This window comes from Streptomyces sp. NPDC059875, assembly GCF_042731085.1.
GTDB lineage: Bacteria > Actinomycetota > Actinomycetes > Streptomycetales > Streptomycetaceae > Streptomyces.
Genome location: NZ_JBHWJZ010000016.1, coordinates 34,924 through 57,733 on the forward strand (window position 1 = coordinate 34,924; position 22,810 = coordinate 57,733).

The window sequence follows — 22,810 nt, forward strand, 5'->3', positions numbered from 1 at the left end:
GGAAGGGCCCCTTCGGGGGCCCTTCTTCGTTCCGGAACGCACAGCTTTATTTGCGCAACTTCCATTGCGCAAGTTTTCTTTCCTATCTACCGTCAGGGACATGACCTCGCCCGACAACCGCCGGATCACCGATCTCGGCACCCTCAAGGCCATCTCGCACCCGCTGCGGATGCGCCTCTACCGCGCCCTCTTCGTGGCCCGTACGGCGACCGCGTCCCAGCTCGCCGACCAGGTCGACGAGGCGGTCTCGCTCGTCAGCTACCACCTGCGCAAGCTCGCCGACCACGGCCTCATCGAGGAGGCCGAGACCCAATCGACGGACGGCCGTGAGCGCTGGTGGCAGCCCAGCTCGTACGGGTTCAGCATCCGGGACGAGGACGTCAGAGGAACCCCCGAGCTGGTCGCCGCGAGCGACGCCCTCGGCCGCACCATCAACGAACAGCGCGCCGATCTTCACCGGCGCTTCCTCGACGAGCGGCTGACGTGGTCCGACGAGTGGCGCTCCGCCTCCGTCAGCTCCGAGTGGCTGCCCCGCCTCACCGCCGCCGAACTGGCCGCACTCGGCAAGGAACTCGACGCGGTACTGCGGAAGTACGACGAGAAGGCGCGTGCCGCCGAAGCCGCCGGCGACACCGAAGGCCGCGAGAACGTCGCCGTCCACCTCCACGGCTTCCCCTACCGCCCATGACGGCCACCGCGACCCTCTCCGCCGCCGCCCCCGCCCACCGCGACGGCAACGTCCTGCGCTGGCTCGGCGCATACACCGCCTCCACCCTCGGCGACAGCGTCTACCACCTCGCCCTCTCCTGGGCCGCGGTCCGCGGCGGTACCCCCGCGGAGGCGGGGCTCGTCCTGGCCGTCAGCGCCGTGCCGCGCGCCCTGCTCATGCTCGGCGGGGGAGTGATCGCCGACCGCTTCGGACCGCGCCGCGTCGTCGTCCTCTCCGACACGGTCCGCTGCCTCGTCGTCCTCGGCGTGGCCGTGCTTCTCCTCCTGACCAGCCCGGCACTCTGGGTGCTCGCCGCCGTCGCCCTCGTCTTCGGCACCGTCGACGCGCTCTTCCTGCCCGCCGTCGGCGCCCTGCCGCCCCGGATCGCCCCGCGCGACCAACTCGCCCGCGTCCAGGGCATGCGCGGCCTCGCCTACCGCGCCGGACTCGTCCTGGGCGCCCCGCTCGGCGGCCTCGCCGTCGCCCTCGGCGGACCGGCTTCGGCGTTCGGCGTGGCCGGAATCCTCTTCGCGCTCTCCCTGCCCCTCCTCCTGACGCTCCGGATCGCCCCGCTGCCCGGCGGCGAGCCGTCCCGTGACGGCACCGCGCTGCGCGACCTCGCCGACGGACTGCGCTACATCCGCCGCCACCGCGTCCTCGGCCCGCTGATGATCGTCGTCGCACTGAGCGATCTCGGCTTCGTCGGCCCCCTCAACGTCGGTCTCGCGCTCCTCTCCGACGAGCGCGGCTGGGGTCCCTCGGGCATCGGCTGGATCCTCGCCGGATTCGGTACGGGAGCGGGCGCCGCGTCCCTGTTGCTGACCGTGCGGGGCCGGATACCCCGCGCCGGAGCCGTCATGGCCTGGACGATCACCCTCGGAGCCGGCTCGATCGCCGCCCTCGCCCTCGTCCCGCACCTGCCCGTCGCCGTGGCCGTGTCCGTCTCCGTCGGCCTGCTCGCCGGCCTCAGTGGCGCCCTGTGCGGGGCGCTCACCCAGACCGAGTGCGACCCGGCGTACCTGGGTCGTGTGACGGCCGTGTCCAGCTTCTTCAGCCTGGGCGTCGCCCCGCTGAGCTATCCGCTCGTCGGCGCGGCGGTGGGTCTGTGGGGGCTCGTCCCGGTGTACATCGCCAGCGCCGCGATCTGTGCGCTCGGCGGCGTGTACGGCCTCTCCGTACGGGCCTTGCGCAGCGCCGAGCTGCCGGGGGCGGGCTTCCGGCGGAACGGTCAGGCGGCGTAGCAGAGCGCCGCGGGGTCGGCCGGGGCCGAGGCGCCCGCCACGGTCGCGGGCATGGTCGCGGGCACGGCCGCGGGCGCGCGACGGGCGGCGGGGACGGTGGCCGCGGCCCGCGAGCGGTTCCGCGCGAAGACGACGACGCGCAGCACCGCGAACCGCGCGGCACCGGCGAGCGCGGAGGAGGACAGGTAGACGACCTGCTCGAGCACCGCACCGGGCGACGCCACCAGCTGCTGCAGGACGAGCATCGCCACGCAGGTCACCGCGTACGCGGCCGCCGCGGACCCGGCCGACTGCGCATGCTGGCGCCACGTCGCGCGCCCGCCCGCGCCGAAGGTGAAGCGGGCGTGCAGCTCGGTGGCGAGGAGCGTGGAGACCACGGTGATCAGGGCGTTGGCCAGGACCCAGGGAATCCAGGAGGCGAGGGCCGCCACGGCGAAGCTGGAGGCGATCCCCACCCCGCCGCCGCAGAGCACGAAGCGTACGAACGCGGTGAAGGCGCCGGGTGCCGCCTGCTCCTGGCTCTGCGCTGTCTCCATGATCCGACCCCTTAGATGACTCTCCGCGAAACGCGCACCCTCGGCCTGCGAGGCCGAGGGTGCGCTGCCCGTGACGCCATCATGGCACATGAATGGCGCCATTGCGAGGCGTGTGTGGCGCCATCGGTGTCATCCGTGGCGCCATGGCGTGGACGGGGTCGCGAATGTGCAGGTCAGCGGCTCAGGGCAGCCTCGGGCCCCGCCGGGGTCGTGGTGCATGGGGTGGCGCGCGCCGGAGGCGCTACGGATGCTTGAGAGCGTCGTTGTCGTCGAAAGTGATGCCACGGTGATGCCGGTGAGCGCGCAGGCCGACATGGCGCTCGGGGCGACACTCCACGAGAGCCGTGGAGTGTCGCCCCGAGCGCGGGCGTCCGCATTCCTGTTTCACCCGGCAAGGCGTGCGTCCGCACCCCGAAGGGCGCGGGCTCGGTCGTCGCTCCCGCCCCCGGGGCCTGCCGGTCCCGCCCGAAGCCGGCCCCTAGATCCCCAGCTGCTTCGTCTCGTGCAGGCGCTCGATCGCGTCCTGCTCCCCGTCCAGCTCCACCTTCGCCGCGTCCTGGCGGCCGAACACGAACATCGTCAGCTCACCCGGCTCGCCGGAGACCGTCACCACCGGCGTGCCGCGGTGCGCCACCGCCGTCTGCCCGTTCGGGCGGCGCAGCACAAGACCCACCGGGGCCCTCCGGCCGAGGAGGCGGGCGCCCTTCTCCAGGCGGGACCACAAGGCGTCCGAGAAGACCGGGTCCAGCTCGCGCGGCGACCAGTCCGGCTGGGCGCGCCGGACGTCCTCCGCGTGGACGTAGAACTCGACGATGTTCGCCCCCTCGTCCACCTGCTTGATGGTGAACGGCGACATCCGCGGCGGCCCCGTACGGATGAGCTGGATCAGCTCCTCGTACGGCTTCTCGGTGAACTCGGCCTGCACCCGGTCCAGACGCGCCTTCAGCGCCGGTACGAGCGTCCCGGCGGCGGCGTCCGGTCGGCGCTCGCGCACCACCACATGGGCCGCGAGGTCGCGGGTCCGCCAGCCCTCGCAGAGCGTCGGGGCATCAGGCCCCGCCGCCTCCAACAGATCGGCGAGCAGAAGGCGTTCACGCTTCGCATGGGTCGACATGCCCGCCAGCGTACGACCGCTGCCCCCGGTCCGCCCAGTGGACGCCCAACCGGACGCACCCCCCGACCACGGCACAATGGCCGCATGAGCAGCAATCTCGACCCGGCCATCGCCGCCCGCCTCAAGCGCAGCCCGGACGGAATCGTCCCGGCCATCGCCCAGCAGTACGACACCGGCGAGGTGCTGATGCTCGGCTGGATGGACGACGAGGCCCTCCACCGCACCCTCACCACCGGCCGCTGCACCTACTGGTCGCGCAGCCGCCAGGAGTACTGGGTCAAGGGCGACACCTCCGGGCACGTCCAGCACGTCAAGTCCGTCGCCCTCGACTGCGACGCCGACACCGTGCTCGTCAAGGTCGACCAGGTCGGCGCCGCCTGCCACACCGGCGCGCGCACCTGCTTCGACGCCGACGTGCTCCCGCTCTCCCAGTAAGGTCAGCCGCCATGGACCTCGAGACCTTCCGCAAGCTGGCGGCCGACCGCCGCGTGATCCCTGTCAGCCGCCGACTCCTCGCGGACGGCGACACCCCGGTCGGGCTCTACCGCAAGCTCGCCGCCGAACGCCCCGGCACCTTCCTCCTCGAGTCCGCGGAGAACGGCCGTTCCTGGTCGCGCTACTCCTTCATCGGCGTCCGCAGCGACGCCACCCTCACCGTCAGGGACGGGCAGGCGCACTGGCTCGGCACCCCGCCCGTCGGAGTGCCCACCGACGGCGACCCGCTCGCCGCGCTGCGCGCCACGGTCGAGGCCCTGCACACTCCGCGCGACCTGGCGTCCGGCATGCCGCCCTTCACCGGCGGCATGGTCGGCTACCTCGGATACGACATCGTCCGCCGCCTGGAGCGCATCGGCGACTCCACCCGCGACGACCTGCGGCTTCCCGAGCTGACCATGCTGCTCACCAGCGACCTCGCCGTCCTGGACCACTGGGACGGCACGGTCCTGCTGATCGCCAACGCGATCAACCACAACGACCTGGAGACGGGCGTCGACGAGGCATACGCGGACGCCGTCGCCCGCCTCGACGCGATGCAGGCGGACCTGGCCCGCCCGGTCGCGAGCGTCCCCGCCGCGCTGCCCGCCTCCGAACTGCCGGAGTTCTCCGCCCTGTGGGGCGGTGAGGTCTACCAGGACGCCGTCGAGGACATCAAGGAGCGGATCCGGGCGGGCGAGGCCTTCCAGGTGGTCCCCTCGCAGCGCTTCGAGACCCCCTGCGGCGCCTCCGCGCTCGACGTGTACCGGGTGCTGCGGGCCACCAACCCCTCCCCGTACATGTACCTCTTCCGCTTCGAGAACGGCTTCGACGTCGTCGGTTCGTCCCCCGAGGCGCTGGTCAAGGTCGAGGACGGGCACGCGATGGTCCACCCCATCGCCGGCACCCGGCACCGCGGCGCCACCCCGCAGGAGGACCACGACCTCGCCGAGGAGCTGCTCGCCGACCCCAAGGAGCGGGCCGAGCACCTGATGCTCGTCGACCTCGGTCGCAACGACCTCGGCCGGGTCTGCGAGCCGGGGTCGGTGGAGGTCGTCGACTTCATGTCGATCGAGCGGTACTCGCACGTCATGCACATCGTGTCGACGGTGACCGGGCGGGTCGCGGAGGGGAAGACGGCGTTCGACGTCCTCACCGCCTGCTTCCCGGCCGGGACGCTCTCGGGCGCGCCGAAGCCGCGGGCCATGCAGATCATCGAGGAGCTGGAGCCGTCCCGGCGCGGGCTGTACGGCGGATGCGTCGGGTACCTCGACTTCGCCGGTGACTCCGACACGGCGATCGCGATCCGTACCGCGCTGCTCCGCGACGGCACCGCGTACGTGCAGGCCGGAGCCGGGGTCGTCGCCGACTCGGACCCGGTCGCCGAGGACAACGAGTGCCGCAACAAGGCGGCCGCGGTACTCCGCGCCGTACACACCGCCAACCGGATGAACGGCGCATGACGGCGTAAGGGATAGTGGGGTACGTGAGTGCTGTTCCCGTACCCCAGCCCCGAGCCGCGCGCGCGGGCGGCGCGGCCGCCTCGTCCGGCGGCCGCCGCAGCCTGGCCGCGGCCCTCCTGCTCGGCGCCCTCGGTGCCACCGTCGTGTTGCTGTCCGCGGGCCAGATCTGGGCCGAGGGCACGGCGTCGGTGGGCGGCGGCACCGTGCCGGTGGAGGCCGACGGCGGCGCCGTCACCGGCGTGCCGACGGCCCTCGCGATAGTCGGCCTCGCCGCGCTCGTCGCCGTCTTCGCCGTCCGCCGCGCCGGGCGCACCCTCGTCTCCGGTCTGCTCGCGCTCAGCGGCGCGGGCGCGGCGCTCGCCGCGTTCCTCGGCGCGTCCGACACCGAGGCCCTGGACGCGGAGGCCGCCCGGATCACCGGCGACACCGCCGCGACGGTGTCGGACCTGACCCACACGGCCTGGCCGTACGTCACCGCCGTCGGGGCGCTGCTCATCCTCGCCGCGGGCCTCCTCGCCCTGCGGTACGGAAAGAGCTGGCCCGCGATGGGCGGCCGCTACGAGCGATCCGGCACGCCCCGCGCCCCGCGCAAGGCGACCGGAGCGGCGCCCGCGCCCGCATCCGCGTCCGACCGGCCGGAGGACCTGTGGAAGGCCCTGGACCGCGGCGAGGACCCGACACACGAGGACTGAGCGCGGAGCCGGAGCGCGGAACCCGAGTACGGGCCTGCGCATGGAGGCCGAGAGCGGAGCCCGTGTACGGGCCCGAGCGCGGAGGCCGAGCGGCGCGGACCGGGCACGGAGACCGAACGCCGAGGCTCAAGCGCGTGGACCGAGCGCGTGGGCCGAGCGCGTGGACCTTGCGCGTCGGGGCCGGCGCGCCGACCTCGGCGCGACGCGTGATCGTCGCGCCACCCCCGATTCATCCCCGCGCCCCGGTGTGCGGGACAATGTGGCACGAGTGTCCTCGCACGCGAGACCTCACCCCCGAGCCACCACCGAGCAACAGCAACGAGGAGCAACTCATGGCGGGCAGCGCCCACGGACACACCCCGGCCGCCTGGACCGGTGTCATCATCTCCTTCATCGGCTTCTGCATCGCCGGAGTCTTCATGGTGGCGGCCAACGTGGCCGGCTTCTGGGCCGGAATCGCGGTCGTCTTCCTCGGCGGTGTCATCGGCCTCGCGATGAAGGTCGCGGGCCTTGGTATGCCGAAGGAATCGGAGGCCGTGGTCGCCGCGCGCGAGGTGGCGACCGCGAAGGCGCGCGCCTGACGCGCACGACGCACGACACGCGCGAAGGCGCAGCCCGGCGATACCGGGCTGCGCCTTTCCGCGTCAGGGGCGAGAATCACCGGGTGGACCCGAAGCCGACGGCCGCCGCCGTGACCGACGATTCAGCCGCACGCATCCCGTCCGACCCGAGGCCGGGCCCAGGGACGGCGAATGCCGGCGACCGCATGGCGCCCGCCCCCACAGGGCCGATGCCGGGTCCCGGCCTGGGGAGCGCGGCTTCCGGCGGCCGCGCGGCCGCCGCGCCGGCGGGAGACCGGGGCGAGGCCGTGGAGGCGGGTGCCTCGACGTCGTCCGGCCCCGCGAGGACCCCGGCCGAGGCCCTGCACGCCGGGGCGTCCGGTCGCCCGGCGATCGGTGGGCGCGGCCACGAAGCGCCGGGAGCCCCTCCCGGGCTGCACGGCGGGCCGTACGCCCCCCGGCCCCCGCGGCCGCTCGCGGTGCGCCTGCTCGCGCCGCTCGGGACGCTCGCCGGGGTCGCCGCCGCCTTCGCCTATGTCGGTGCCAACGATCCGAACGAGCCCGGGCACTACCCGGTCTGCCCGCTCCTCCGCTTCACCGGCCTCTACTGCCCCGGCTGCGGCGGCCTGCGCAGCGCCCACGCCCTCGTGCACGGCGAGCTCGGCACGGCCCTCGGGGCCAACGCCCTCGCCGTCGTCGGCTACGGGATCTTCGCCGCCGTCATGGTCCTCTGGCTGATTCGCGCGTTCCGGGGCGTCCCCATGAGGGTCGCGATCGCCCCGGCCTGGTGGTGGGGGATCGGCGCCGTCCTGGCCCTGTTCACGCTGGTACGGAACCTGCCGTTCGGCTCCGTGCTCGCACCGTGACCGCTCCCGCGAAGTCCCAGCAGGTGGGACGCACCTCGGCCGGATGCGGGTCCCGCGCCGTCCTGCGGATACCATCGACGTGGCTGAACCTGGTTCATCTTCACGACCGTCACCATCACCGTCCCGGAAGGGGGCCTCTCGCGTGAGTGTGCTCGACGAGATCATCGAAGGCGTGCGCGCCGACCTCGCAGAGCGGCAGGCGCGGGTCTCCCTCGACGAGCTCAAGGAGCGCGCCGCCAAGGCGCCGCAGGCCAAGGACGGCGTCGCCGCACTGCGCGGCGAGGGCGTCACGGTGATCTGCGAGGTCAAGCGCTCCAGCCCGTCCAAGGGCGCACTCGCCGCCATCGCCGACCCGGCCGGCCTCGCCGCCGACTACGAAGCGGGCGGCGCCGCCGTCATCTCCGTGCTCACCGAGGAGCGCCGCTTCGGCGGCTCCCTCGCCGACCTGGAGGCCGTCCGGGCCCGGGTCGACATCCCCGTCCTGCGCAAGGACTTCATCGTCACCGCGTACCAGCTGTGGGAGGCGCGGGCGTACGGAGCCGATCTGGCGCTCCTGATCGTCGCCGCCCTCGAGCAGGAGGCCCTGGTCTCCCTCATCGAGCGCGCCGAGTCCATCGGTCTCACGCCGCTGGTCGAGGTCCACGACGAGGAGGAGGTCGAGCGCGCGGTCGACGCCGGCGCCCGGATCATCGGCGTCAACGCCCGGAACCTCAAGACCCTCAAGGTCGACCGCACCACCTTCGAGCGGGTCGCCCCGGAGATCCCGGCCGGCATCGTCAAGGTCGCCGAGTCCGGCGTCCGTGGGCCGCACGACCTCATCGCGTACGCCAACGCGGGCGCCGACGCGGTCCTGGTCGGCGAGTCCCTCGTGACCGGCCGCGACCCGAAGGCCGCCGTCGCCGACCTCGTCGCCGCCGGCGCCCACCCCGCCCTCCGCCACGGCCGGAGCTGACCCCGCCATGACTCCGCGCCGCGCCGCTCCGACCGTCCCGGGCCACGCCGCCCGGGGCGCCGTCGGCGTGCTCGCGGCGACGGTCACCGACCCGGCAGCCGGCCGCGCGATGCGCACCCGGCTCCGTACCGCCGCCGCGCCGGCGCACGCCCCGCTGGCCAGGGGCTGCCGTCCGCGCGGCTGCCGGGCGCCCGCCCGGCGCGTCCACGGCCGCCGCGTGCGGTACGTGATCGGCGACGAGCCGGGCCAGGTCAACGGCATGCGATGGCGCGCGCGCCCCGCGCGCGATCTCACGACCGACAACGCTTAGCCACTCCGCCGAACCCGGCCACGCCCGTGCGGGCAATCGTCCCGCTGGGCGGGACGGGTGGGCACACGGGACGGCGCCCTTGCGGGCGCGTCCGCTCCCTGTGCCACCGTCACCCCGAGGGCGCCGCACCCGTGGGCACCGTAGGGACCGGGAGCCTGGGCCCGGCAGGGGCGCCGTCCGTTGTGCCCACCCGTTCCGCCCCAGCGGAACGAATGCCCACAACGGGGGCGGGGGACGCGGAGACGGTCACGGCGTTGCCGTACGTGAGGGAGTCGCGCGCATAACGTGACCACCATCAAGCACGTCATCGGGGCACCCGCCCCGCGAGGAGCAACCGCATGTCCAGCGAGTTCTTCATTCCGGACCCCGAGGGTCAGGTCCCCACCGCCGAGGGCTACTTCGGTGCCTACGGCGGCAAGTTCATCCCCGAGGCCCTCGTCGCCGCCGTCGACGAGGTCGCCGTCGAGTACGACAAGGCCAAGACCGACCCCGAGTTCGCCCGCGAGCTCAACGACCTCATGGTCAACTACACCGGCCGCCCGAGCGCCCTCACCGAGGTCCCCCGGTTCGCCGAGCACGCCGGCGGCGCCCGGGTCTTCCTCAAGCGGGAGGACCTCAACCACACCGGCTCGCACAAGATCAACAACGTCCTCGGCCAGGCCCTGCTCACCAAGCGCATGGGCAAGACCCGCGTCATCGCCGAGACCGGAGCCGGTCAGCACGGCGTCGCCACCGCCACCGCCTGCGCCCTCTTCGGGCTCGAGTGCACCATCTACATGGGCGAGATCGACACCCAGCGCCAGGCGCTGAACGTCGCCCGGATGCGCATGCTCGGCGCCGAGGTGATCCCGGTGAAGTCCGGCAGCCGCACCCTGAAGGACGCCATCAACGAGGCGTTCCGCGACTGGGTCGCCAACGTGGACCGGACGCACTACCTGTTCGGGACCGTCGCCGGGCCGCACCCCTTCCCCGCCATGGTCCGCGACTTCCACCGCGTCATCGGCGTCGAGGCCCGCCGCCAGATCCTGGAGCGCGCCGGCCGCCTCCCCGACGCGGCCATCGCCTGCGTCGGCGGCGGATCCAACGCCATCGGCCTCTTCCACGCCTTCCTCCCCGACACCGACGTCCGCCTCATCGGCTGCGAGCCGGCCGGCCACGGCGTCGAGACCGGCGAGCACGCGGCCACGCTGACCGCCGGCGAGCCCGGCATCCTGCACGGCTCGCGGTCGTACGTCCTCCAGGACGACGAGGGCCAGATCACCGAGCCGTACTCGATCTCGGCCGGCCTGGACTACCCGGGCATCGGCCCGGAGCACGCGTACCTCAAGGACAGCGGCCGCGGCGAGTACCGCGCCGTCACCGACGACGCCGCCATGCAGGCCCTGCGGCTGCTCTCCCGTACCGAGGGCATCATCCCGGCCATCGAGTCCGCGCACGCGCTCGCCGGCGCCCTGGAGGTCGGCAAGGAGCTGGGTCCCGAGGGCCTGCTCGTCGTCAACCTCTCCGGGCGCGGCGACAAGGACATGGACACGGCTGCCCGCTACTTCGGGCTGTACGACACCGACGCGGCCCCCGTCGAGGCCGACGCCGCCGCCGAGGACGGCGCGGGCGAGATCCGGAGGGACACCAAGTGAGCGGGAACATCCAGCTGCTCAGCGACACCCTGGCCAAGGCCAAGGCCGAGAACCGCGCCGCTCTCATCGCCTACCTCCCGGCCGGATTCCCGACCGTGGACGGTGGCATCGAGGCGATCAAGGCCGTCTTCGACGGCGGCGCCGACATCGTCGAGGTCGGTCTCCCGCACAGCGACCCGGTCCTCGACGGACCCGTCATCCAGACCGCCGACGACATCGCCCTGCGCGGCGGCGTCAAGATCGCGGACGTGATGCGGACGGTACGGGAGGCCCACCAGGCCACCGGGAAGCCCGTCCTGGTCATGACGTACTGGAACCCGATCGACCGTTACGGCGTCGAGCGGTTCACCGAGGAGCTGGCCGCGGCCGGCGGTGCGGGCTGCATCCTGCCCGACCTGCCGGTCCAGGAGTCGGCCGTGTGGCGCGAGCACGCCGAGAAGCACGGCCTCGCGACCGTCTTCGTCGTCGCTCCGAGCAGCAAGGACGAGCGGCTCGCCACCATCACGGCCGCCGGCTCCGGCTTCGTCTACGCCGCCTCCCTCATGGGCGTCACGGGCACCCGGGAGTCGGTCGGCGCCGAGGCGGCCGATCTCGTCCGCCGCACCCGCGCCACCGCCGATCTGCCGGTCTGCGTCGGGCTCGGCGTCTCCAACGCCGAGCAGGCGAAGGAGGTCGCGAGCTTCGCCGACGGCGTGATCGTCGGCTCCGCGTTCGTCAAGCGGATGCTCGACGCCGACGACGAGGCCGCCGGCCTCGCCGCCGTAAGGGAACTGGCGGGCGAACTCGCCGAGGGCGTGCGTCGAGTTTCGTAGCCCGTTCGGGTGGATCTACGACCGGGGAGGCGCGGACGCGCCTCCCCGGTTCGTTGCTGAGGGCGTGAGCCAGAAGAACAGTGACGGAAATCGGAGCGCGCGGGAGCGCCTCCAGCAGCAGCGCGAGCGAGAGAAGGCCCGGGAGAAGCAGCGGCGCGTCCTGATCGTGTCGGCCGCGGTCGTCGGCGTCCTCGGCCTGGCCGCGGTCGTCGGCGTGATCGCCGCCAACACCGGGGGCAAGGACGGCGGCTCGGACAAGGCGGGTCCGGTCGTCGCCCCGACCGGCGCGATCGAGGGGGACAAGCCGGCCATCCCTACGGGGAAGACGGACGCCCCGTCGACGCTCGCGGTCTGGGAGGACTTCCGCTGCCCGGCCTGCGCGTCCTTCGAGAACGCCTTCCGGGACACGATCCACGAGCTCGAGGCCTCCGGCGCGCTCAAGACCGAGTACCACCTCGCCACCCTCATCGACGGGAACATGGGCGGCAGCGGCTCCCTGCGCGCGGCGAACGCCGCCGCGTGCGCCCAGGACGCGGGGAAGTTCACCGCGTACCACGACGTGCTGTACATCAACCAGCCGCAGGAGACGGACGACGCCTTCGGCGACAACGCCAAGCTGATCGAACTCGCGGCGAAGGTACCGGGGCTCGACACGCCCACCTTCCGCAGCTGTGTCGAGGACGGCACGCACGACAGCTGGGTGGGGAAGTCGAACGACGCCTTCCGCAGCAGCGACTTCCAGGGCACGCCGTCGGTCCTCCTCAACGGAGAATCGATCTTCCCGACGAAGGGGAGCGAGCAGATCTCCCCGGAGAACCTGAAGAAGTGGGTCGCCGAGGCGAACAAGGGCAAGAAGGCGGGCACGGCCTCGCCCGCGAGCTGACGGCCTCGTTCACGCGGACGCTCTTAGTTACGCAGACGTTGCCGGGTGGGCTGCCGTGTCACCCGCCCGGCAAGGTAGCGTCGGTTCTGCCATGGACCTTGCCTACATTCCCAGCCCGTCGACCGGCGTCCTGAACCTCGGACCGGTTCCGCTGCGCGGCTATGCCTTCTGCATCATCATCGGTGTCTTCGTCGCCGTCTGGTACGGCAACAAGCGCTGGGTCGCCCGGGGCGGCAAAGCCGGCACCGTGGCCGACATCGCCGTCTGGGCGGTGCCCTTCGGCCTCGTCGGCGGCCGGCTCTACCACGTGATCACCGACTACCAGCTGTACTTCAGCGAGGGTGAGAACTGGGTCGACGCCTTCAAGATCTGGGAGGGCGGCCTCGGCATCTGGGGCGCCATCGCGCTCGGTGCGGTGGGCGCCTGGATCGGCTGCCGACGGCGCGGTATCCCGCTGCCGGCGTACGCGGACGCCATCGCGCCCGGCATCGCCTTCGCCCAGGCCATCGGCCGCTGGGGCAACTGGTTCAACCAGGAGCTGTACGGCAAGGAGACCGACCTGCCGTGGGGTCTGGAGATCTCCGCCGGAGCGAACCGCGAGGCCGGGATCTACCACCCGACGTTCCTGTACGAGTCGCTGTGGTGCATCGGTGTCGCGCTTCTGGTCATCTGGGCCGACCGCCGCTTCAAGCTGGGCCACGGGCGGGCGTTCGCGCTGTACGTCGCCGCGTACTGCACGGGCCGGGCGTGGATCGAGTACATGCGGGTCGACGAGGCGCACCACGTGCTCGGCCTGCGGCTGAACGTCTGGACGGCGATCGTCGTCTTCGTCCTGGCCGTCGCCTACATCGTGATCTCGTCGCGGGTCCGCCCGGGCCGCGAAGAGATCGTGGAGCCGGATCGGGACAAGGCCGCGGTGGGCGGCTCCGCCGCCGGTGCCGAGAGCGGGACGGACGCCGAGGACGAGGCCCCTGAGGCCGGGAGCACCGGCGAGGCCGAGGGCGGCACCGAGGCCGAGGAGCCCGGCGACACGCCGCGGACCTCGGACGCCGAGCGGGCCGGGAACGGCGCCGGAGCGGCCGGCACGAGCTGACCGCAGGCACGACGTCGAAGGGGCCGCCCCGGGACCGAGAGGTCCTGGGGCGGCCCCTTCGCGGTAGGGAACCACGGGCCCCCGCCGGGGCCCGAGCGGTCGGGCCCGCGGGGCGGAGTCGTCGGCCGCGGGTCGGGCGGTGGCCCGGCGGAGCACTGGCCGGGCGTCAGGCTCTCGCCGCCAGGGTCAGGACGCGGCGGGCGCCGTCCACGACCGCCGCGTCGATGAAGCGGCCGTCGGGGAGGGCGAGCGCGCCTTCCTCCGTCTCCGCCGCCTTGACGACCTCCTCTGCCGCCGCGACCTCGTCGGGGCTCGGGAGGTACGCCTGCTCGATGACCGGGAGCTGGCGGGGGTGGATCGCCGCCCGGCCCAGGAAGCCGAGGGCGCGGCCCCGCGCGCAGCTCGCCGCCAGGCTGTCCAGGTCGCGGATGTCGGGATGGACCGACTGGGCCGGGGGCGGGAGGGCCGCCGCGCGGGCGGCGACCACGAGACGGCTGCGCGGCCAGTCCAGGCCGCACTCGTCCCGTACCCCCAGATCGGCGCGGAGGTCCGCCTCTCCGAGCGCGATGCCGTGCACGGCGGGGTCGGCCGTCGCGATGGCGTAGGCGTGCTCGAGCGCCAGTGCGTTCTCCAGGAGCGGGAAGAGCGGGATGCCGGGGACCGCCTCGGCGATCCGGTGGATGTCAGTGGCGTGTGTCACCTTGGGGACACGGAAACCGCTCAGCCCGGGGAGGGGCGCGAGAGGGGGGATGTCGCGTGGTGTGTGGATGCGGACGTGGATCGGCACGGGGTGCGGGTCGGCGAGCAGGTCGACGGTGGCGGCCAGGGCGTACGCCTTGCGGTCCGGGGCCACCGCGTCCTCCAGATCGACGATCACCACGTCCGCGCCCGAGACCAGGGCTTTCTGGACGACGGCCGGACGGTCCCCGGGGGCGTACAGCCAGGTGAGGGGGAAGGGCGTACCGCTCATACGGCTCCTTCGCTGCGCAGGGCGCCGATCTCGGCCGGGGAGAGACCGAGCTCCGCCAGGACCTCGGCCGTGTCCGCGCCGTGCGGCCGGCCTGCCCAGCGGATCGCGCCGGGTGTCTCGGAGAGCCGGAAGAGGACGTTCTGCATGCGGATCGGTCCCAGCTCGGGGTCCGGGACCTCGGTGACGGTGTCCAGGGCGCGGAACTGCGGATCCGCCATCACGTCCCGGACGTCGTAGACGGGTGCGATCGCCGCCTCCGCCTTCTCGAAGGCGGCCATGGCCTCGTCACGGGTGTGGCGGGCGATCCAGGAGCCGACCGCCTCGTCGAGGACGTCCGCGTGGGCGGCCCGGCCCGCGCCGTCGGCGAACCACGGCTCGTCGATCAGCTCGGGGCGGCCGACCAGCCGCATCACGCGTTCGGCGATCGACTGGGCGGAGGTGGAGACGGCGACCCAGGAGTCGTCGGCGGTGCGGTACGTGTTGCGCGGGGCGTTGTTGCGGGAGCGGTTGCCGGTGCGGGGCTGGACGTAACCGAGCTGGTCGTACCAGAGGGGGTGGGGGCCGATGACGGAGAGCATCGGTTCGATGATCGCCATGTCGACGACCTGGCCGCGGCCGGTCGTGGTCCTCGCGGTGAGCGCGGTCATCACCGCGTACGCCGTCGCCAGGGCGGCGATCGAGTCGGCCAGACCGAAGGGGGGAAGCGTGGGCGGGCCGTCCGGTTCGCCGGTGATCGCGGCGAAGCCGCTCATCGCCTCGGCGAGGGTGCCGAAGCCGGGACGGTGCGAGTACGGGCCGAACTGGCCGAAGCCGGTGACCCGGGCCAGGACCAACTCCGGGTTGACGGTGGACAGTTCCTCCCAGCCCAGACCCCAGCGTTCGAGGGTGCCGGGGCGGAAGTTCTCGACGATCACATCGGCCTCGGCGGCGAGCCGGAGGAGGGTGTCGCGGCCGCCGGGGGTGGAGAGATCCAGGGTGATGGCCCGCTTGTTGCGGCTGAGGACCTTCCACCACAGGCCGACGCCGTCCTTGGCCGGGCCGTGGCCGCGGGAGGGGTCGGGCTTGCGGGGGTGCTCGACCTTGATCACGTCGGCGCCGAAGTCCCCGAGCATCATCGCCGCGAGGGGCCCGGCGAAGAGGGTGGCGAGATCGAGGACGCGCAGGCCGTGGAGGGGAGGGAGCGTCGCGTTTTCGGGGTGGGTCATACGGCGTCGACCTCCTGGCCGGTGAGAGCGTCGTGGGCCGCGTCGATCTCGGAGCGGTACGGCATCGAGGACGAGGCGCCCTCGCGCTGCACGGAGAGCGCGGCGGCGGTCGAGGCCCAGGCCATGGCCTCGCGGACGGGCCGGCCCTCGCCGAGGGCGACGGCGAGCGCGCCGACGAAGGTGTCCCCGGCGGCGGTCGTGTCCACGGCGCGGACACGGGGCGCGGGGACGGTGAACGGCTCGCTGCCGCGGGCGGCGTGGAGGCTGCCGGCCGCGCCGAGGGTGATGACCACCTCGGGGACCTGGGTGAGCAGCGCGGCGGCGGCGCCGTGCGGGTCGGCGATGCCGGTGAGCGCGGCGGCCTCGTGCTCGTTGGGCACCAAGAGGTCGGTGGCGGCGAGGAGTTCGGGAGGCAGTGGCTGGGCGGGGGCGGGGGTGAGGACGGTACGGACGCCGAGCCTGCGGGCGGTGGCGGCGCCCGCGGTCACGGCGGAGAGGGGGAGTTCGAGCTGGAGGAGCAGGGCGTCGGCGGTGGCGATCAGGGCCTCGTCGCCGTGGTCGAGGGAGGTGACGGTGCCGTTGGCGCCGGGGACGACGACGATCGCGTTGCCGCCCGCGTCGTCGACGACGATGTGCGCGGTGCCGGAAGGGCCCTCGGCGGTGCGCAGGAGATCGGTCTCGACCCCGGCCCCGTCCAGCGCGGCCCGGAGCCGTACGCCGAAGTCGTCGGCGCCGACCGCGCCGATCATCGACACGTCGGCGCCGGCCCGCGCGGCGGCGACGGCCTGGTTGGCGCCCTTGCCGCCGGGGATCGTGCGGAACTCCCGGCCGGTGACGGTCTCTCCGCGAGCGGGGGCCTTCGGCACGAAGGCGACGAGGTCCATGTTGGTGCTGCCGAGCACCACGATGCTGGTCATGGGCGTACTGCCTCCAGATACGTCAGTTCGGCCAGGGCGTCGAAGCCGATGCCGTCGAAGGACGGGATCGAGGTCGAGAGCCGGTTCTTGAGGGGCGAGGTCCAGCGCCCGGGCAGCCGGTCGGGGTGGCCGGCGAGCAGACCGGCTACGGAACCGGCGGTGGCGCCGTTGGAGTCGGTGTCCCAGCCGCCGGAGACCGCCGCGCAGATGGAGCGGGAGAAGTCGCCGTCGGCATGGGTGAGCGCGGCGGCGAGGACGGCGGCATTGGGGACGGCATGGACCCAGTGATACCCGCCGAGGGTGGTGTGGAGTCGGTCCACGACGGCGTCGAAGTCGGGGGTGGTGCGGGCGGATTCGATGCCGAGGCGGACGGCGGCGGCGAGCCGGGAGCGGGGCGGGACGACGGAGAGCCCGTCGGCGAGGGCCCGGTGGACGTCGGCGGTGCCGGTGGCGGCGGTGGCGATCGTCGCGGCGACGAACATGGCGCCGTAGACGCCGTTGGCGGTGTGGGTGAGCGCCGCGTCACGGTAGGCCTGAGCGGCGGCGCCGGCCGGGTCGCCCGGGTGGGTCCAGCCGTGGACGTCGGCCCGGATCTGGGCCCCGATCCACTCGCGGAAGGGGTTGCGGTGGACGGCGGTCAGCGGGGGTTCGATGCCGTCGAGGAGGTTGCGGTAGGCGACGCGCTCGGCCGTGAAGGTGCGGCCGGCGGGGAGTTCGTCGAGCCAGAGACGGGCGACGTCGGCGGTGGTGAAGTCGCGGCCGTGGCGCTGGAGGAGGAGCAGGTTGAGGAGGGGGTAGTTGAGGTCGTCGTCCTCGGGCATGCCGTCGATGTTCTCGGCGAGGGAGGTGGTGGCGGACCGGCGGTTCCAGGGGTGGGCGGCGAGGAGGTCGCGGGGGACGCCGATCGCGGTGAACCAGGTGGTGAGGGGCCAGTTGCCGGCGGCGCGGGCGAGAGCGCGGATGGCGGGGAGGGGGAGCTTCTCGACGGGCTTGCCGAGCAGACACCCGGCGGCGCGCCCGAGCCAGGCGGCGTGCAGCCGGTCGAGCAGGGCATCGGTTTCCCCCACCCCGCCCCTTCCCGAAACGCTGACGAGACCGGGGGCTTCGCGCGCGGGGGTCCCCCCGGACGGAGCCTGGGAGAAGGGGGTGTGGGGGGTGTGGGGGGTCGTCAGGGCCTGGATGGCGGGCAGGGGGGTGGGTTCCGTGGGAGAGAGCGGGCTCGGCAGCGTGGAGAGCTCGTCCAGGAGGCGCTCCGCCAGGGCGCGCAGGTCCGGGCGCGGGGTCGGGGACGCGCCGGCCGTCGGCGGGGCGGGGTGGCCGCCCGCCGCATGCCAGCGGCGGGCGATCGCGGAGGCGTCGCGGCCGTCCTGCGCCGCCTGGCGCAGCTCGTGGCCGACGAGGTCCTCCGGCTGGACCCAGGTGACGCGCAGGTTCATCGCGCCGCGCTCGTCAGGGCCGCGTACGCCGACTCGTGTGCCCGGCGGCGGGCCGCGTCGCGGGCGAAGACCTCGTGCGCGACGGTCGTCAGCGCCTGCGCCGGAGCGTGCAGGTCCAGGCGACTGGCCTCCGCCACCTGCTTCGCCCAGTCGGAGGGGACGGCGGACTCGCCGCTGAGAGCACCCACGATCGCGCCCGCCATCGTCGCGATCGAGTCGCAGTCGCGGCCGTAGTTGACCGCCCCCAGGACCGTACGGCGGTAGTCTCCGTCGCCGACGAGCAGCATGCCCAGCGCGACGGGGAGTTCCTCGATCGCGTGCAGCCGGGACGGGCGGCGCGCGCCCAGCGACGGCGCGCGGTAGTCCGGGCCGACCGTGTCGAACGGCGCCACCGCCTTCCGGAGCGGGGCGAGAGCGGTCTCGAAGTCCGTGTGCCGGGAGGCGACTTCGCACACCGACTCGATCGCCGCGCGGGTGCCGTCCTTCGCCAGGGAGAGCGCGGTGGTGACGACCGATTCCGGGGTCGCGCCCGGCGCGCACGCCGCCGCCACCGCGGCCGCGAAGACACCCGCCGCCTCCCGTCCGTAGGAGGACTGGTGCGCGCCGGCGACGTCCAGCGCCTCGGCGTACGCGCCCGCCGCATTCGCCGCGTTGACCAGTCCGACCGGTGCCATGTACATCGCCGCACCGCAGTTGACGATGTTCCCGCTGCCCGCCTCGCGCGGGTCGACGTGGCCGTAGTGGAGACGCGCCACCAGCCACTTCTCCGCCAGGAAGATCCGCTGGAGGGGGAGGGCTTCGGCCTCCAGCTCAGGGATCCAGCGGGGGGTGGTGAGCAGGTCGGGGACGAGGTGCTCCGCCACCGCGTACGCGTCGAGGTGGTCGCGGACCTTCTCGTACACCCTGATCAGCGCATGGGTCATCAAGGTGTCGTCGGTGACGTGCCCGTCGCCCTTGTGGTACGGCGCGATGGGGCGCGCCGTGCGCCAGGCGTCGCCGTTCCAGGGGCCGACGATGCCGGTGACCCGGCCGCCGTGGCGCTCCACGATCTGTTCGGGGGTGTAGCCCTCGACGGGGCCGCCGAGGGCGTCGCCGACGGCGGCCCCGAGGAGACTGCCGGTGATCCGGTCATCCAGTGTGGGTGTCATGTCGGAATTGTCCACCCGGGGTGGTCAGTTCCGTGTCTCCCAGGAGCCCGGCGAGTTCGACGAGATCCGTGCCGGCGAGGCGGGGGAGCGCGCAGCCGGCGAGCGTGCGGCAGGCGTCGCGCCAGGTGGCGGGGAGGGAGTCGGCGCCGCCGAGCGCGCCGGTGAGCGCGCCCACGAGCGCCGGGGCGGAGTCCGCGACACGCGAGAGGCAGGCGGCTGCGGGTACGGCCGCGGACGCCTCGCCGCGCGCGGCGGTGGCCAGGGCGAGGGCGACCGGGACGGTCTCGGCGGCGGCGATGCCGTAGCTGTAGACGTGGTCGACGATCTGGTGCTCGAGGAGGGGGACGAGTTCGAAGGCGCTCGTCGCGTCCTGGGCCATCTTGACGGCCTGCTGGGCGTTGCGGCCGATCTCGGTGGCGGGCGGGAGTTGGGCGAGGGCCGCCTCCACGGCCTCGTCGACGGCCGCCCCGCCGAGGGCCGCGGCGATCGCCGCCGCCATCGCGCGGGCGCCGTGGACGCCGTCGCCGTCCTGGGTGTACCGGGCGTCGAACTCGGCGAGTTCGGCGGCGGCGGCGGGGTCTCCGGGGTGGACGAGGGCGAGTACGGCGGCGCGGACGCAGGCGGCGTCGTCGAAGTAGTGCGGGTTGTCGTGGCCGGTGGCGGGCGGGCGCAGGCCGGTGGCGAGGTTGCCGAGGCCCGCGCGGACGGAGATCCGGGCGCGGAGGGGGAGGACGGCGGACTCGACCTCGGGGGCGCGGTCGGAGGCGGCGGCGACCTGGCTCGCGAGGGCGTTCCAGGCGAGGTCGACGGCGGCGCGGAGGCGGCGTTCCGGGGGGAGGGTGGCGAAGAGGGGGCCGGTGGCAGCGAGGACCGCCTCGGCGGTGAAGACCGCCCACTCGGCGTCGTCGGAGGGACCGAGGCGGAGGGGCTCGGGGGGCTGGTTGAGGGCGATGGGGACGGGGAGGGTGGTGGTGGCGTTCTGTTCGGCGAACGTGTCGAGTTCGCGGGTGAGGCGGCGGGTCCATTCGGGCATGCGGGCGGCTCGGTGCCGGGCCGCGGGCCAGCCGGCGGCGTCGCCTGCGGCGAGGCCGAGCAGGAGGCCGGCGATGGCGTCGCGCCGCGCGGGGGCGCCCGGTCTTGGGGCGGGCCCCAGGCCCTCGCGGGCGCCGTCCCCGTCAGGGGCGCCCGGTGTCGTGGGCTGTGCGGGGCCCTCGGGGCGGGCGGCGATCCCGGGGGTGCCGCCCAGGTACCCGTATGCGGGGCCCTTGGCAGGGGCACCCGGTCTCGTGGGCTGTGCCCACCCGTCCCGCCCAGCGGGACGATTGCCCACAGCGGGGGTGAGGGTGGGACGGGTGCCGGCCGCGGGGGCGGGGGTGGGGGTGGGGCGGGTGCCGGCCGCGGGGGAGGGGGCGGGAGGGGTGTCCACAGCGGGGGTGGGGGTGGGGCGGGTGCCGGCCGCCGGGGTTGGGGCGGGAGGGTTGTCCACGGTGGGGGTGGGGGGTGCGGAGTCGTAGGGGCGGTGGGTGGGGTTCGTCGAGGTCATGCGGCGTCCTCCTCGTCCGTTGTCAGCAGGTCCGCGATGTCCAGGACGTGGTAGCCCCGCATCGACGGGAGGCAGCTGCCCGTCACCGGGGCGATCGCCGACGCCCACTCCTCCGGGATCGCCGAGACGCCCGAGGCCGCGCCCGCCAGGGCGCCCGCGACCGCCGCCGTGGTGTCGGCGTCGCGGCCCATGTTGACCGCGGTCAGGACCGCCGTACGGAAGTCGCCGCGGGCCGCCGCGAAGGCGCCGAAAGCCAGGCCGACCGCCTCCGGGGCCAGGTCCGTCCACGGGTAGCCGCCGATGACGACCGCCGAGCGGACCGTCCGCTCGCGCGCCAGCTGGTCCGGCTCCACCCGTTGCGCCGCGACCACCGCGCGCCGCATCGAGCGCGCGGTCCAGGAGTCCATCGGGACGACCGAGAGCGCCGCCGCGATCACCGAGGTCACCGACGCGCCGGCCATCGCCGCCGCGACGCCCGCCGCGACCGCCTGGCCGCCGTAGATGCCCTCGCCGTCGTGGCTGACGCTGCCGTCGATGGCCACCAGCCGCGCCGCCTCCGACGGCCGGCCGGCCGCGAAGACGCCGAACGGGGCGGCCCGCATGGCCAGTCCGTCCGACCACGCGTGACGGTGCTGGGCGGAGATCGGGGCCGCCAGGCCCCGGCGCAGGTTCTCCAGCGTGCCCCGCTCGCTGAACCCCGCGCCCCGGAAGGGGCCTTCGTCGAGGTCGGCGATCCAGTGGTGCCAGGCCCGCTCCACGTGCTGCACGGTCAGCGCCGAGCCGTGCCGGGCGAGCAGCAGGCCCGAGAAGATCGCGTACTCCGTGTCGTCCGTGCCCGCCGGACTGTCCGTCACGAAGCCTTCGATCCGGCCCCAGCGGCGGCGGATCTCCGAGGGGCGCATGTTCTCGGCGGGTGCGCCGAGCGCGTCGCCGACCGCGAGGCCGAGCAGCGCGCCCCTGGCGCGCTCGCGCGTATCGCATCCGATCGTTCTCGTCTCGCTCACCATCTCGCACCCCTTTCACGGTTCCTGAATCTGTGCCACGTCGGGGAGGCGATGACGTCGCGGAAACGTTTCTGTCACCCGGCTGACACCCCACCAGATGGGCAAGGTCAGCCTTACTAAGTACGGCCTGCCTTGCTGGCGGACCCCTTACATCGCGCGTATTTTCGAGGTGTTGGGGGCGGCGGGTGCAACCCGGCCCGCCGGAGATACAGGGGAGAGCCATGTCCATCATCGAAGTCCACGCGCCACTGCACGAGGCCCACCGCGACAACCACACCCACCGCGATGTGAACGGCGGCTGGCTGCGCCCCGCGGTCTTCGGTGCGATGGACGGACTGGTCTCCAACCTCGCCCTGATGACCGGTGTCGCGGGCGGTGCGGTCTCGCAGCAGACCATCGTCATCACCGGCCTCGCCGGTCTCGCGGCGGGCGCCTTCTCCATGGCGGCCGGCGAGTACACCTCCGTCGCCTCGCAGCGCGAGCTCGTCCAGGCGGAACTGGACGTCGAGCGCCGTCAGTTGCGCAAGCACCCCATCGACGAGATGGAGGAGCTCGCCGCGCTGTACGTCTCCCGCGGCGTCGAGCCCGCGCTCGCCCGCGAGGTCGCCATGCAGCTCTCCCGGGACCCGGAGCAGGCGCTGGAGATCCACGCCCGCGAGGAGCTGGGCATCGACCCCGACGACCTGCCCTCGCCGACGGTCGCCGCCGTGTCCTCCTTCGGGTCGTTCGCGCTCGGCGCGCTGCTTCCCGTCCTGCCGTACCTGCTCGGCGCGACCGCGCTGTGGCCGGCCGTGCTGCTCGCGCTCGTCGGGCTCTTCGCCTGCGGCGCGCTGGTGGCCCGGGTGACCGCCCGCAGCTGGTGGTTCAGCGGGCTCCGCCAGCTCGTCCTGGGCGGGGCGGCGGCAGCCGTGACGTACGGGCTCGGCATGGCCTTCGGCGCCGCGATCTGACGTGCCGGGCCTGGCCCGCCACGCTCCGATCCACCACGCGCCGACCCGCCGCGTCCACCCTCGCGGCCGTACCCGGAAGGCCCCCGTCCTGCGGCGGGGGCCTTCCTTGTGCATGCTTGCTGTGACGTATATCCCCTGGGCGGATCCACCCTCCAGTGAGACACTATGCACAGCGCGACATACTTAGCCGTTACTCGGCGGTTTCGAATCCCTGACCACCGGGCATGAGGCGTAAGCGCCGCGGGCAATGAGGCCCGCTCTGCGACGGGTCGCCGGAGACCCCCGGATCCGATCTGTC

The 22,810-nt window shown here is 73.9% G+C and carries 23 protein-coding genes; 14 read left to right on the plus strand and 9 right to left on the minus strand.

Annotated elements, in window-relative coordinates; genetic code table 11:
• Positions 1–100: 100 nt before the first annotated feature.
• Positions 101–688, plus strand: coding sequence for an ArsR/SmtB family transcription factor (locus ACFV9D_RS20485; RefSeq protein ID WP_385147817.1), 588 nt, complete (start codon positions 101–103; stop codon positions 686–688).
• A complete protein-coding gene (locus tag ACFV9D_RS20490) occupies positions 685–1,950 on the plus strand; it encodes an MFS transporter (protein WP_385147820.1) in 1,266 nt (421 codons plus the stop codon). Before ACFV9D_RS20485 ends, ACFV9D_RS20490 begins: the two co-directional genes overlap by 4 nt.
• Here ACFV9D_RS20490 and ACFV9D_RS20495 read toward each other — a convergent pair.
• Both ACFV9D_RS20495 and ACFV9D_RS20500 read right to left on the minus strand, forming a co-directional pair.
• A complete protein-coding gene (locus tag ACFV9D_RS20495; RefSeq protein WP_385147823.1) occupies positions 1,938–2,486 on the minus strand; it encodes a hypothetical protein in 549 nt (182 codons plus the stop codon). The two genes, ACFV9D_RS20490 and ACFV9D_RS20495, sit on opposite strands and share 13 nt — an antisense overlap.
• Before the next feature lie 478 nt (positions 2,487–2,964).
• A complete protein-coding gene (locus ACFV9D_RS20500; RefSeq protein ID WP_385147826.1) occupies positions 2,965–3,600 on the minus strand; it encodes a TIGR03085 family metal-binding protein in 636 nt (211 codons plus the stop codon).
• Positions 3,601–3,684: 84 nt separating this feature from the next.
• Here ACFV9D_RS20500 and hisI point away from each other — a divergent pair, with 84 nt between their 5' ends.
• From hisI to lgt, 11 genes are all read left to right on the plus strand, one after another.
• On the plus strand, positions 3,685–4,035 hold the full coding sequence (gene hisI / locus ACFV9D_RS20505; RefSeq protein ID WP_385147828.1) for a phosphoribosyl-AMP cyclohydrolase: 351 nt from the start codon (positions 3,685–3,687) through the stop codon (positions 4,033–4,035).
• A gap of 11 nt (positions 4,036–4,046) precedes the next feature.
• The gene (locus ACFV9D_RS20510; protein WP_385147831.1) at positions 4,047–5,537 is read left to right on the plus strand and encodes an anthranilate synthase component I; all 1,491 of its coding nucleotides are present in this window, start codon (positions 4,047–4,049) and stop codon (positions 5,535–5,537) included.
• Between the two features lie 14 nt (positions 5,538–5,551).
• Positions 5,552–6,229 (plus strand): TIGR02234 family membrane protein, encoded by a 678-nt coding sequence (locus tag ACFV9D_RS20515; RefSeq protein ID WP_385147834.1) that lies wholly within the window; start codon positions 5,552–5,554, stop codon positions 6,227–6,229.
• Positions 6,230–6,561: 332 nt separating this feature from the next.
• Entirely contained in the window at positions 6,562–6,810 is a 249-nt protein-coding gene (locus tag ACFV9D_RS20520; protein ID WP_385147836.1) for an HGxxPAAW family protein, read from the plus strand.
• Positions 6,811–6,893: 83 nt separating this feature from the next.
• Positions 6,894–7,655 (plus strand): DUF2752 domain-containing protein, encoded by a 762-nt coding sequence (locus tag ACFV9D_RS20525; protein WP_385147839.1) that lies wholly within the window; start codon positions 6,894–6,896, stop codon positions 7,653–7,655.
• A gap of 142 nt (positions 7,656–7,797) precedes the next feature.
• On the plus strand, positions 7,798–8,607 hold the full coding sequence (gene trpC, locus ACFV9D_RS20530) for an indole-3-glycerol phosphate synthase TrpC (RefSeq protein ID WP_385147842.1): 810 nt from the start codon (positions 7,798–7,800) through the stop codon (positions 8,605–8,607).
• Between the two features lie 109 nt (positions 8,608–8,716).
• The gene (gene trpM / locus ACFV9D_RS20535) at positions 8,717–8,917 is read left to right on the plus strand and encodes a tryptophan biosynthesis modulator TrpM (protein ID WP_385148188.1); all 201 of its coding nucleotides are present in this window, start codon (positions 8,717–8,719) and stop codon (positions 8,915–8,917) included.
• A 338-nt stretch (positions 8,918–9,255) separates the two neighbouring features.
• Complete coding sequence (trpB, locus tag ACFV9D_RS20540) at positions 9,256–10,551, plus strand: tryptophan synthase subunit beta (protein ID WP_385147845.1); 1,296 nt, start codon at positions 9,256–9,258, stop codon at positions 10,549–10,551.
• Positions 10,548–11,363 carry a tryptophan synthase subunit alpha gene (gene trpA, locus ACFV9D_RS20545; protein WP_385147848.1) on the plus strand — a complete coding sequence of 272 codons (816 nt, stop codon included), beginning with the start codon at positions 10,548–10,550 and terminating at the stop codon, positions 11,361–11,363. Before trpB ends, trpA begins: the two co-directional genes overlap by 4 nt.
• Before the next feature lie 64 nt (positions 11,364–11,427).
• A complete protein-coding gene (locus ACFV9D_RS20550; RefSeq protein ID WP_385147851.1) occupies positions 11,428–12,246 on the plus strand; it encodes a DsbA family protein in 819 nt (272 codons plus the stop codon).
• 91 nt (positions 12,247–12,337) lie between these two features.
• On the plus strand, positions 12,338–13,339 hold the full coding sequence (gene lgt / locus ACFV9D_RS20555) for a prolipoprotein diacylglyceryl transferase (protein ID WP_385147854.1): 1,002 nt from the start codon (positions 12,338–12,340) through the stop codon (positions 13,337–13,339).
• Positions 13,340–13,505: 166 nt separating this feature from the next.
• Here the strand turns inward: lgt and ACFV9D_RS20560 are convergent, their stop codons facing one another.
• Genes ACFV9D_RS20560 through ACFV9D_RS20590 form a run of 7 tightly spaced genes read right to left on the minus strand, consistent with a single transcriptional unit; the run spans position 13,506 to position 21,562 of the window.
• Positions 13,506–14,309 carry an HpcH/HpaI aldolase/citrate lyase family protein gene (locus ACFV9D_RS20560; RefSeq protein WP_385147857.1) on the minus strand — a complete coding sequence of 268 codons (804 nt, stop codon included), beginning with the start codon at positions 14,307–14,309 and terminating at the stop codon, positions 13,506–13,508.
• A complete protein-coding gene (locus ACFV9D_RS20565; RefSeq protein ID WP_385147860.1) occupies positions 14,306–15,514 on the minus strand; it encodes a CaiB/BaiF CoA transferase family protein in 1,209 nt (402 codons plus the stop codon). Before ACFV9D_RS20565 ends, ACFV9D_RS20560 begins: the two co-directional genes overlap by 4 nt.
• On the minus strand, positions 15,511–16,431 hold the full coding sequence (gene rbsK, locus ACFV9D_RS20570) for a ribokinase (RefSeq protein ID WP_385147863.1): 921 nt from the start codon (positions 16,429–16,431) through the stop codon (positions 15,511–15,513). Before rbsK ends, ACFV9D_RS20565 begins: the two co-directional genes overlap by 4 nt.
• On the minus strand, positions 16,428–17,867 hold the full coding sequence (locus tag ACFV9D_RS20575) for an ADP-ribosylglycohydrolase family protein (RefSeq protein ID WP_385147866.1): 1,440 nt from the start codon (positions 17,865–17,867) through the stop codon (positions 16,428–16,430). Before ACFV9D_RS20575 ends, rbsK begins: the two co-directional genes overlap by 4 nt.
• Positions 17,864–19,015, minus strand: a complete 1,152-nt coding sequence (locus ACFV9D_RS20580) for an ADP-ribosylglycohydrolase family protein (protein ID WP_385147869.1) — start codon at positions 19,013–19,015, stop codon at positions 17,864–17,866. Before ACFV9D_RS20580 ends, ACFV9D_RS20575 begins: the two co-directional genes overlap by 4 nt.
• Entirely contained in the window at positions 18,996–20,558 is a 1,563-nt protein-coding gene (locus ACFV9D_RS20585; RefSeq protein WP_385147872.1) for an ADP-ribosylglycohydrolase family protein, read from the minus strand. The genes ACFV9D_RS20580 and ACFV9D_RS20585 overlap by 20 nt, the downstream gene beginning before the upstream one ends.
• Positions 20,555–21,562 (minus strand): ADP-ribosylglycohydrolase family protein, encoded by a 1,008-nt coding sequence (locus ACFV9D_RS20590; protein WP_385147875.1) that lies wholly within the window; start codon positions 21,560–21,562, stop codon positions 20,555–20,557. Before ACFV9D_RS20590 ends, ACFV9D_RS20585 begins: the two co-directional genes overlap by 4 nt.
• 221 nt (positions 21,563–21,783) lie before the next feature.
• Here ACFV9D_RS20590 and ACFV9D_RS20595 point away from each other — a divergent pair, with 221 nt between their 5' ends.
• Positions 21,784–22,512 (plus strand): VIT1/CCC1 transporter family protein, encoded by a 729-nt coding sequence (locus ACFV9D_RS20595; protein WP_385147877.1) that lies wholly within the window; start codon positions 21,784–21,786, stop codon positions 22,510–22,512.
• Positions 22,513–22,810: the final 298 nt, after the last annotated feature.

What these genes read in the sequence shown, in the direction of transcription:
- ACFV9D_RS20485 (WP_385147817.1), top strand. Translation starts at nt 101, where the DNA reads ATGACCTCGCCCGACAACCGCCGGATCACCGATCTCGGCACCCTCAAG.
- ACFV9D_RS20490 (WP_385147820.1), top strand. Translation starts at nt 685, where the DNA reads ATGACGGCCACCGCGACCCTCTCCGCCGCCGCCCCCGCCCACCGCGAC.
- ACFV9D_RS20495 (WP_385147823.1), bottom strand. Translation starts at nt 2,486, where the DNA reads ATGGAGACAGCGCAGAGCCAGGAGCAGGCGGCACCCGGCGCCTTCACC.
- ACFV9D_RS20500 (WP_385147826.1), bottom strand. Translation starts at nt 3,600, where the DNA reads ATGTCGACCCATGCGAAGCGTGAACGCCTTCTGCTCGCCGATCTGTTG.
- hisI (WP_385147828.1), top strand. Translation starts at nt 3,685, where the DNA reads ATGAGCAGCAATCTCGACCCGGCCATCGCCGCCCGCCTCAAGCGCAGC.
- ACFV9D_RS20510 (WP_385147831.1), top strand. Translation starts at nt 4,047, where the DNA reads ATGGACCTCGAGACCTTCCGCAAGCTGGCGGCCGACCGCCGCGTGATC.
- ACFV9D_RS20520 (WP_385147836.1), top strand. Translation starts at nt 6,562, where the DNA reads ATGGCGGGCAGCGCCCACGGACACACCCCGGCCGCCTGGACCGGTGTC.
- trpM (WP_385148188.1), top strand. Translation starts at nt 8,717, where the DNA reads ATGCGCACCCGGCTCCGTACCGCCGCCGCGCCGGCGCACGCCCCGCTG.
- trpB (WP_385147845.1), top strand. Translation starts at nt 9,256, where the DNA reads ATGTCCAGCGAGTTCTTCATTCCGGACCCCGAGGGTCAGGTCCCCACC.
- lgt (WP_385147854.1), top strand. Translation starts at nt 12,338, where the DNA reads ATGGACCTTGCCTACATTCCCAGCCCGTCGACCGGCGTCCTGAACCTC.
- ACFV9D_RS20560 (WP_385147857.1), bottom strand. Translation starts at nt 14,309, where the DNA reads ATGAGCGGTACGCCCTTCCCCCTCACCTGGCTGTACGCCCCCGGGGAC.
- ACFV9D_RS20565 (WP_385147860.1), bottom strand. Translation starts at nt 15,514, where the DNA reads ATGACCCACCCCGAAAACGCGACGCTCCCTCCCCTCCACGGCCTGCGC.
- rbsK (WP_385147863.1), bottom strand. Translation starts at nt 16,431, where the DNA reads ATGACCAGCATCGTGGTGCTCGGCAGCACCAACATGGACCTCGTCGCC.
- ACFV9D_RS20575 (WP_385147866.1), bottom strand. Translation starts at nt 17,867, where the DNA reads ATGAACCTGCGCGTCACCTGGGTCCAGCCGGAGGACCTCGTCGGCCAC.
- ACFV9D_RS20580 (WP_385147869.1), bottom strand. Translation starts at nt 19,015, where the DNA reads ATGACACCCACACTGGATGACCGGATCACCGGCAGTCTCCTCGGGGCC.
- ACFV9D_RS20585 (WP_385147872.1), bottom strand. Translation starts at nt 20,558, where the DNA reads ATGACCTCGACGAACCCCACCCACCGCCCCTACGACTCCGCACCCCCC.
- ACFV9D_RS20595 (WP_385147877.1), top strand. Translation starts at nt 21,784, where the DNA reads ATGTCCATCATCGAAGTCCACGCGCCACTGCACGAGGCCCACCGCGAC.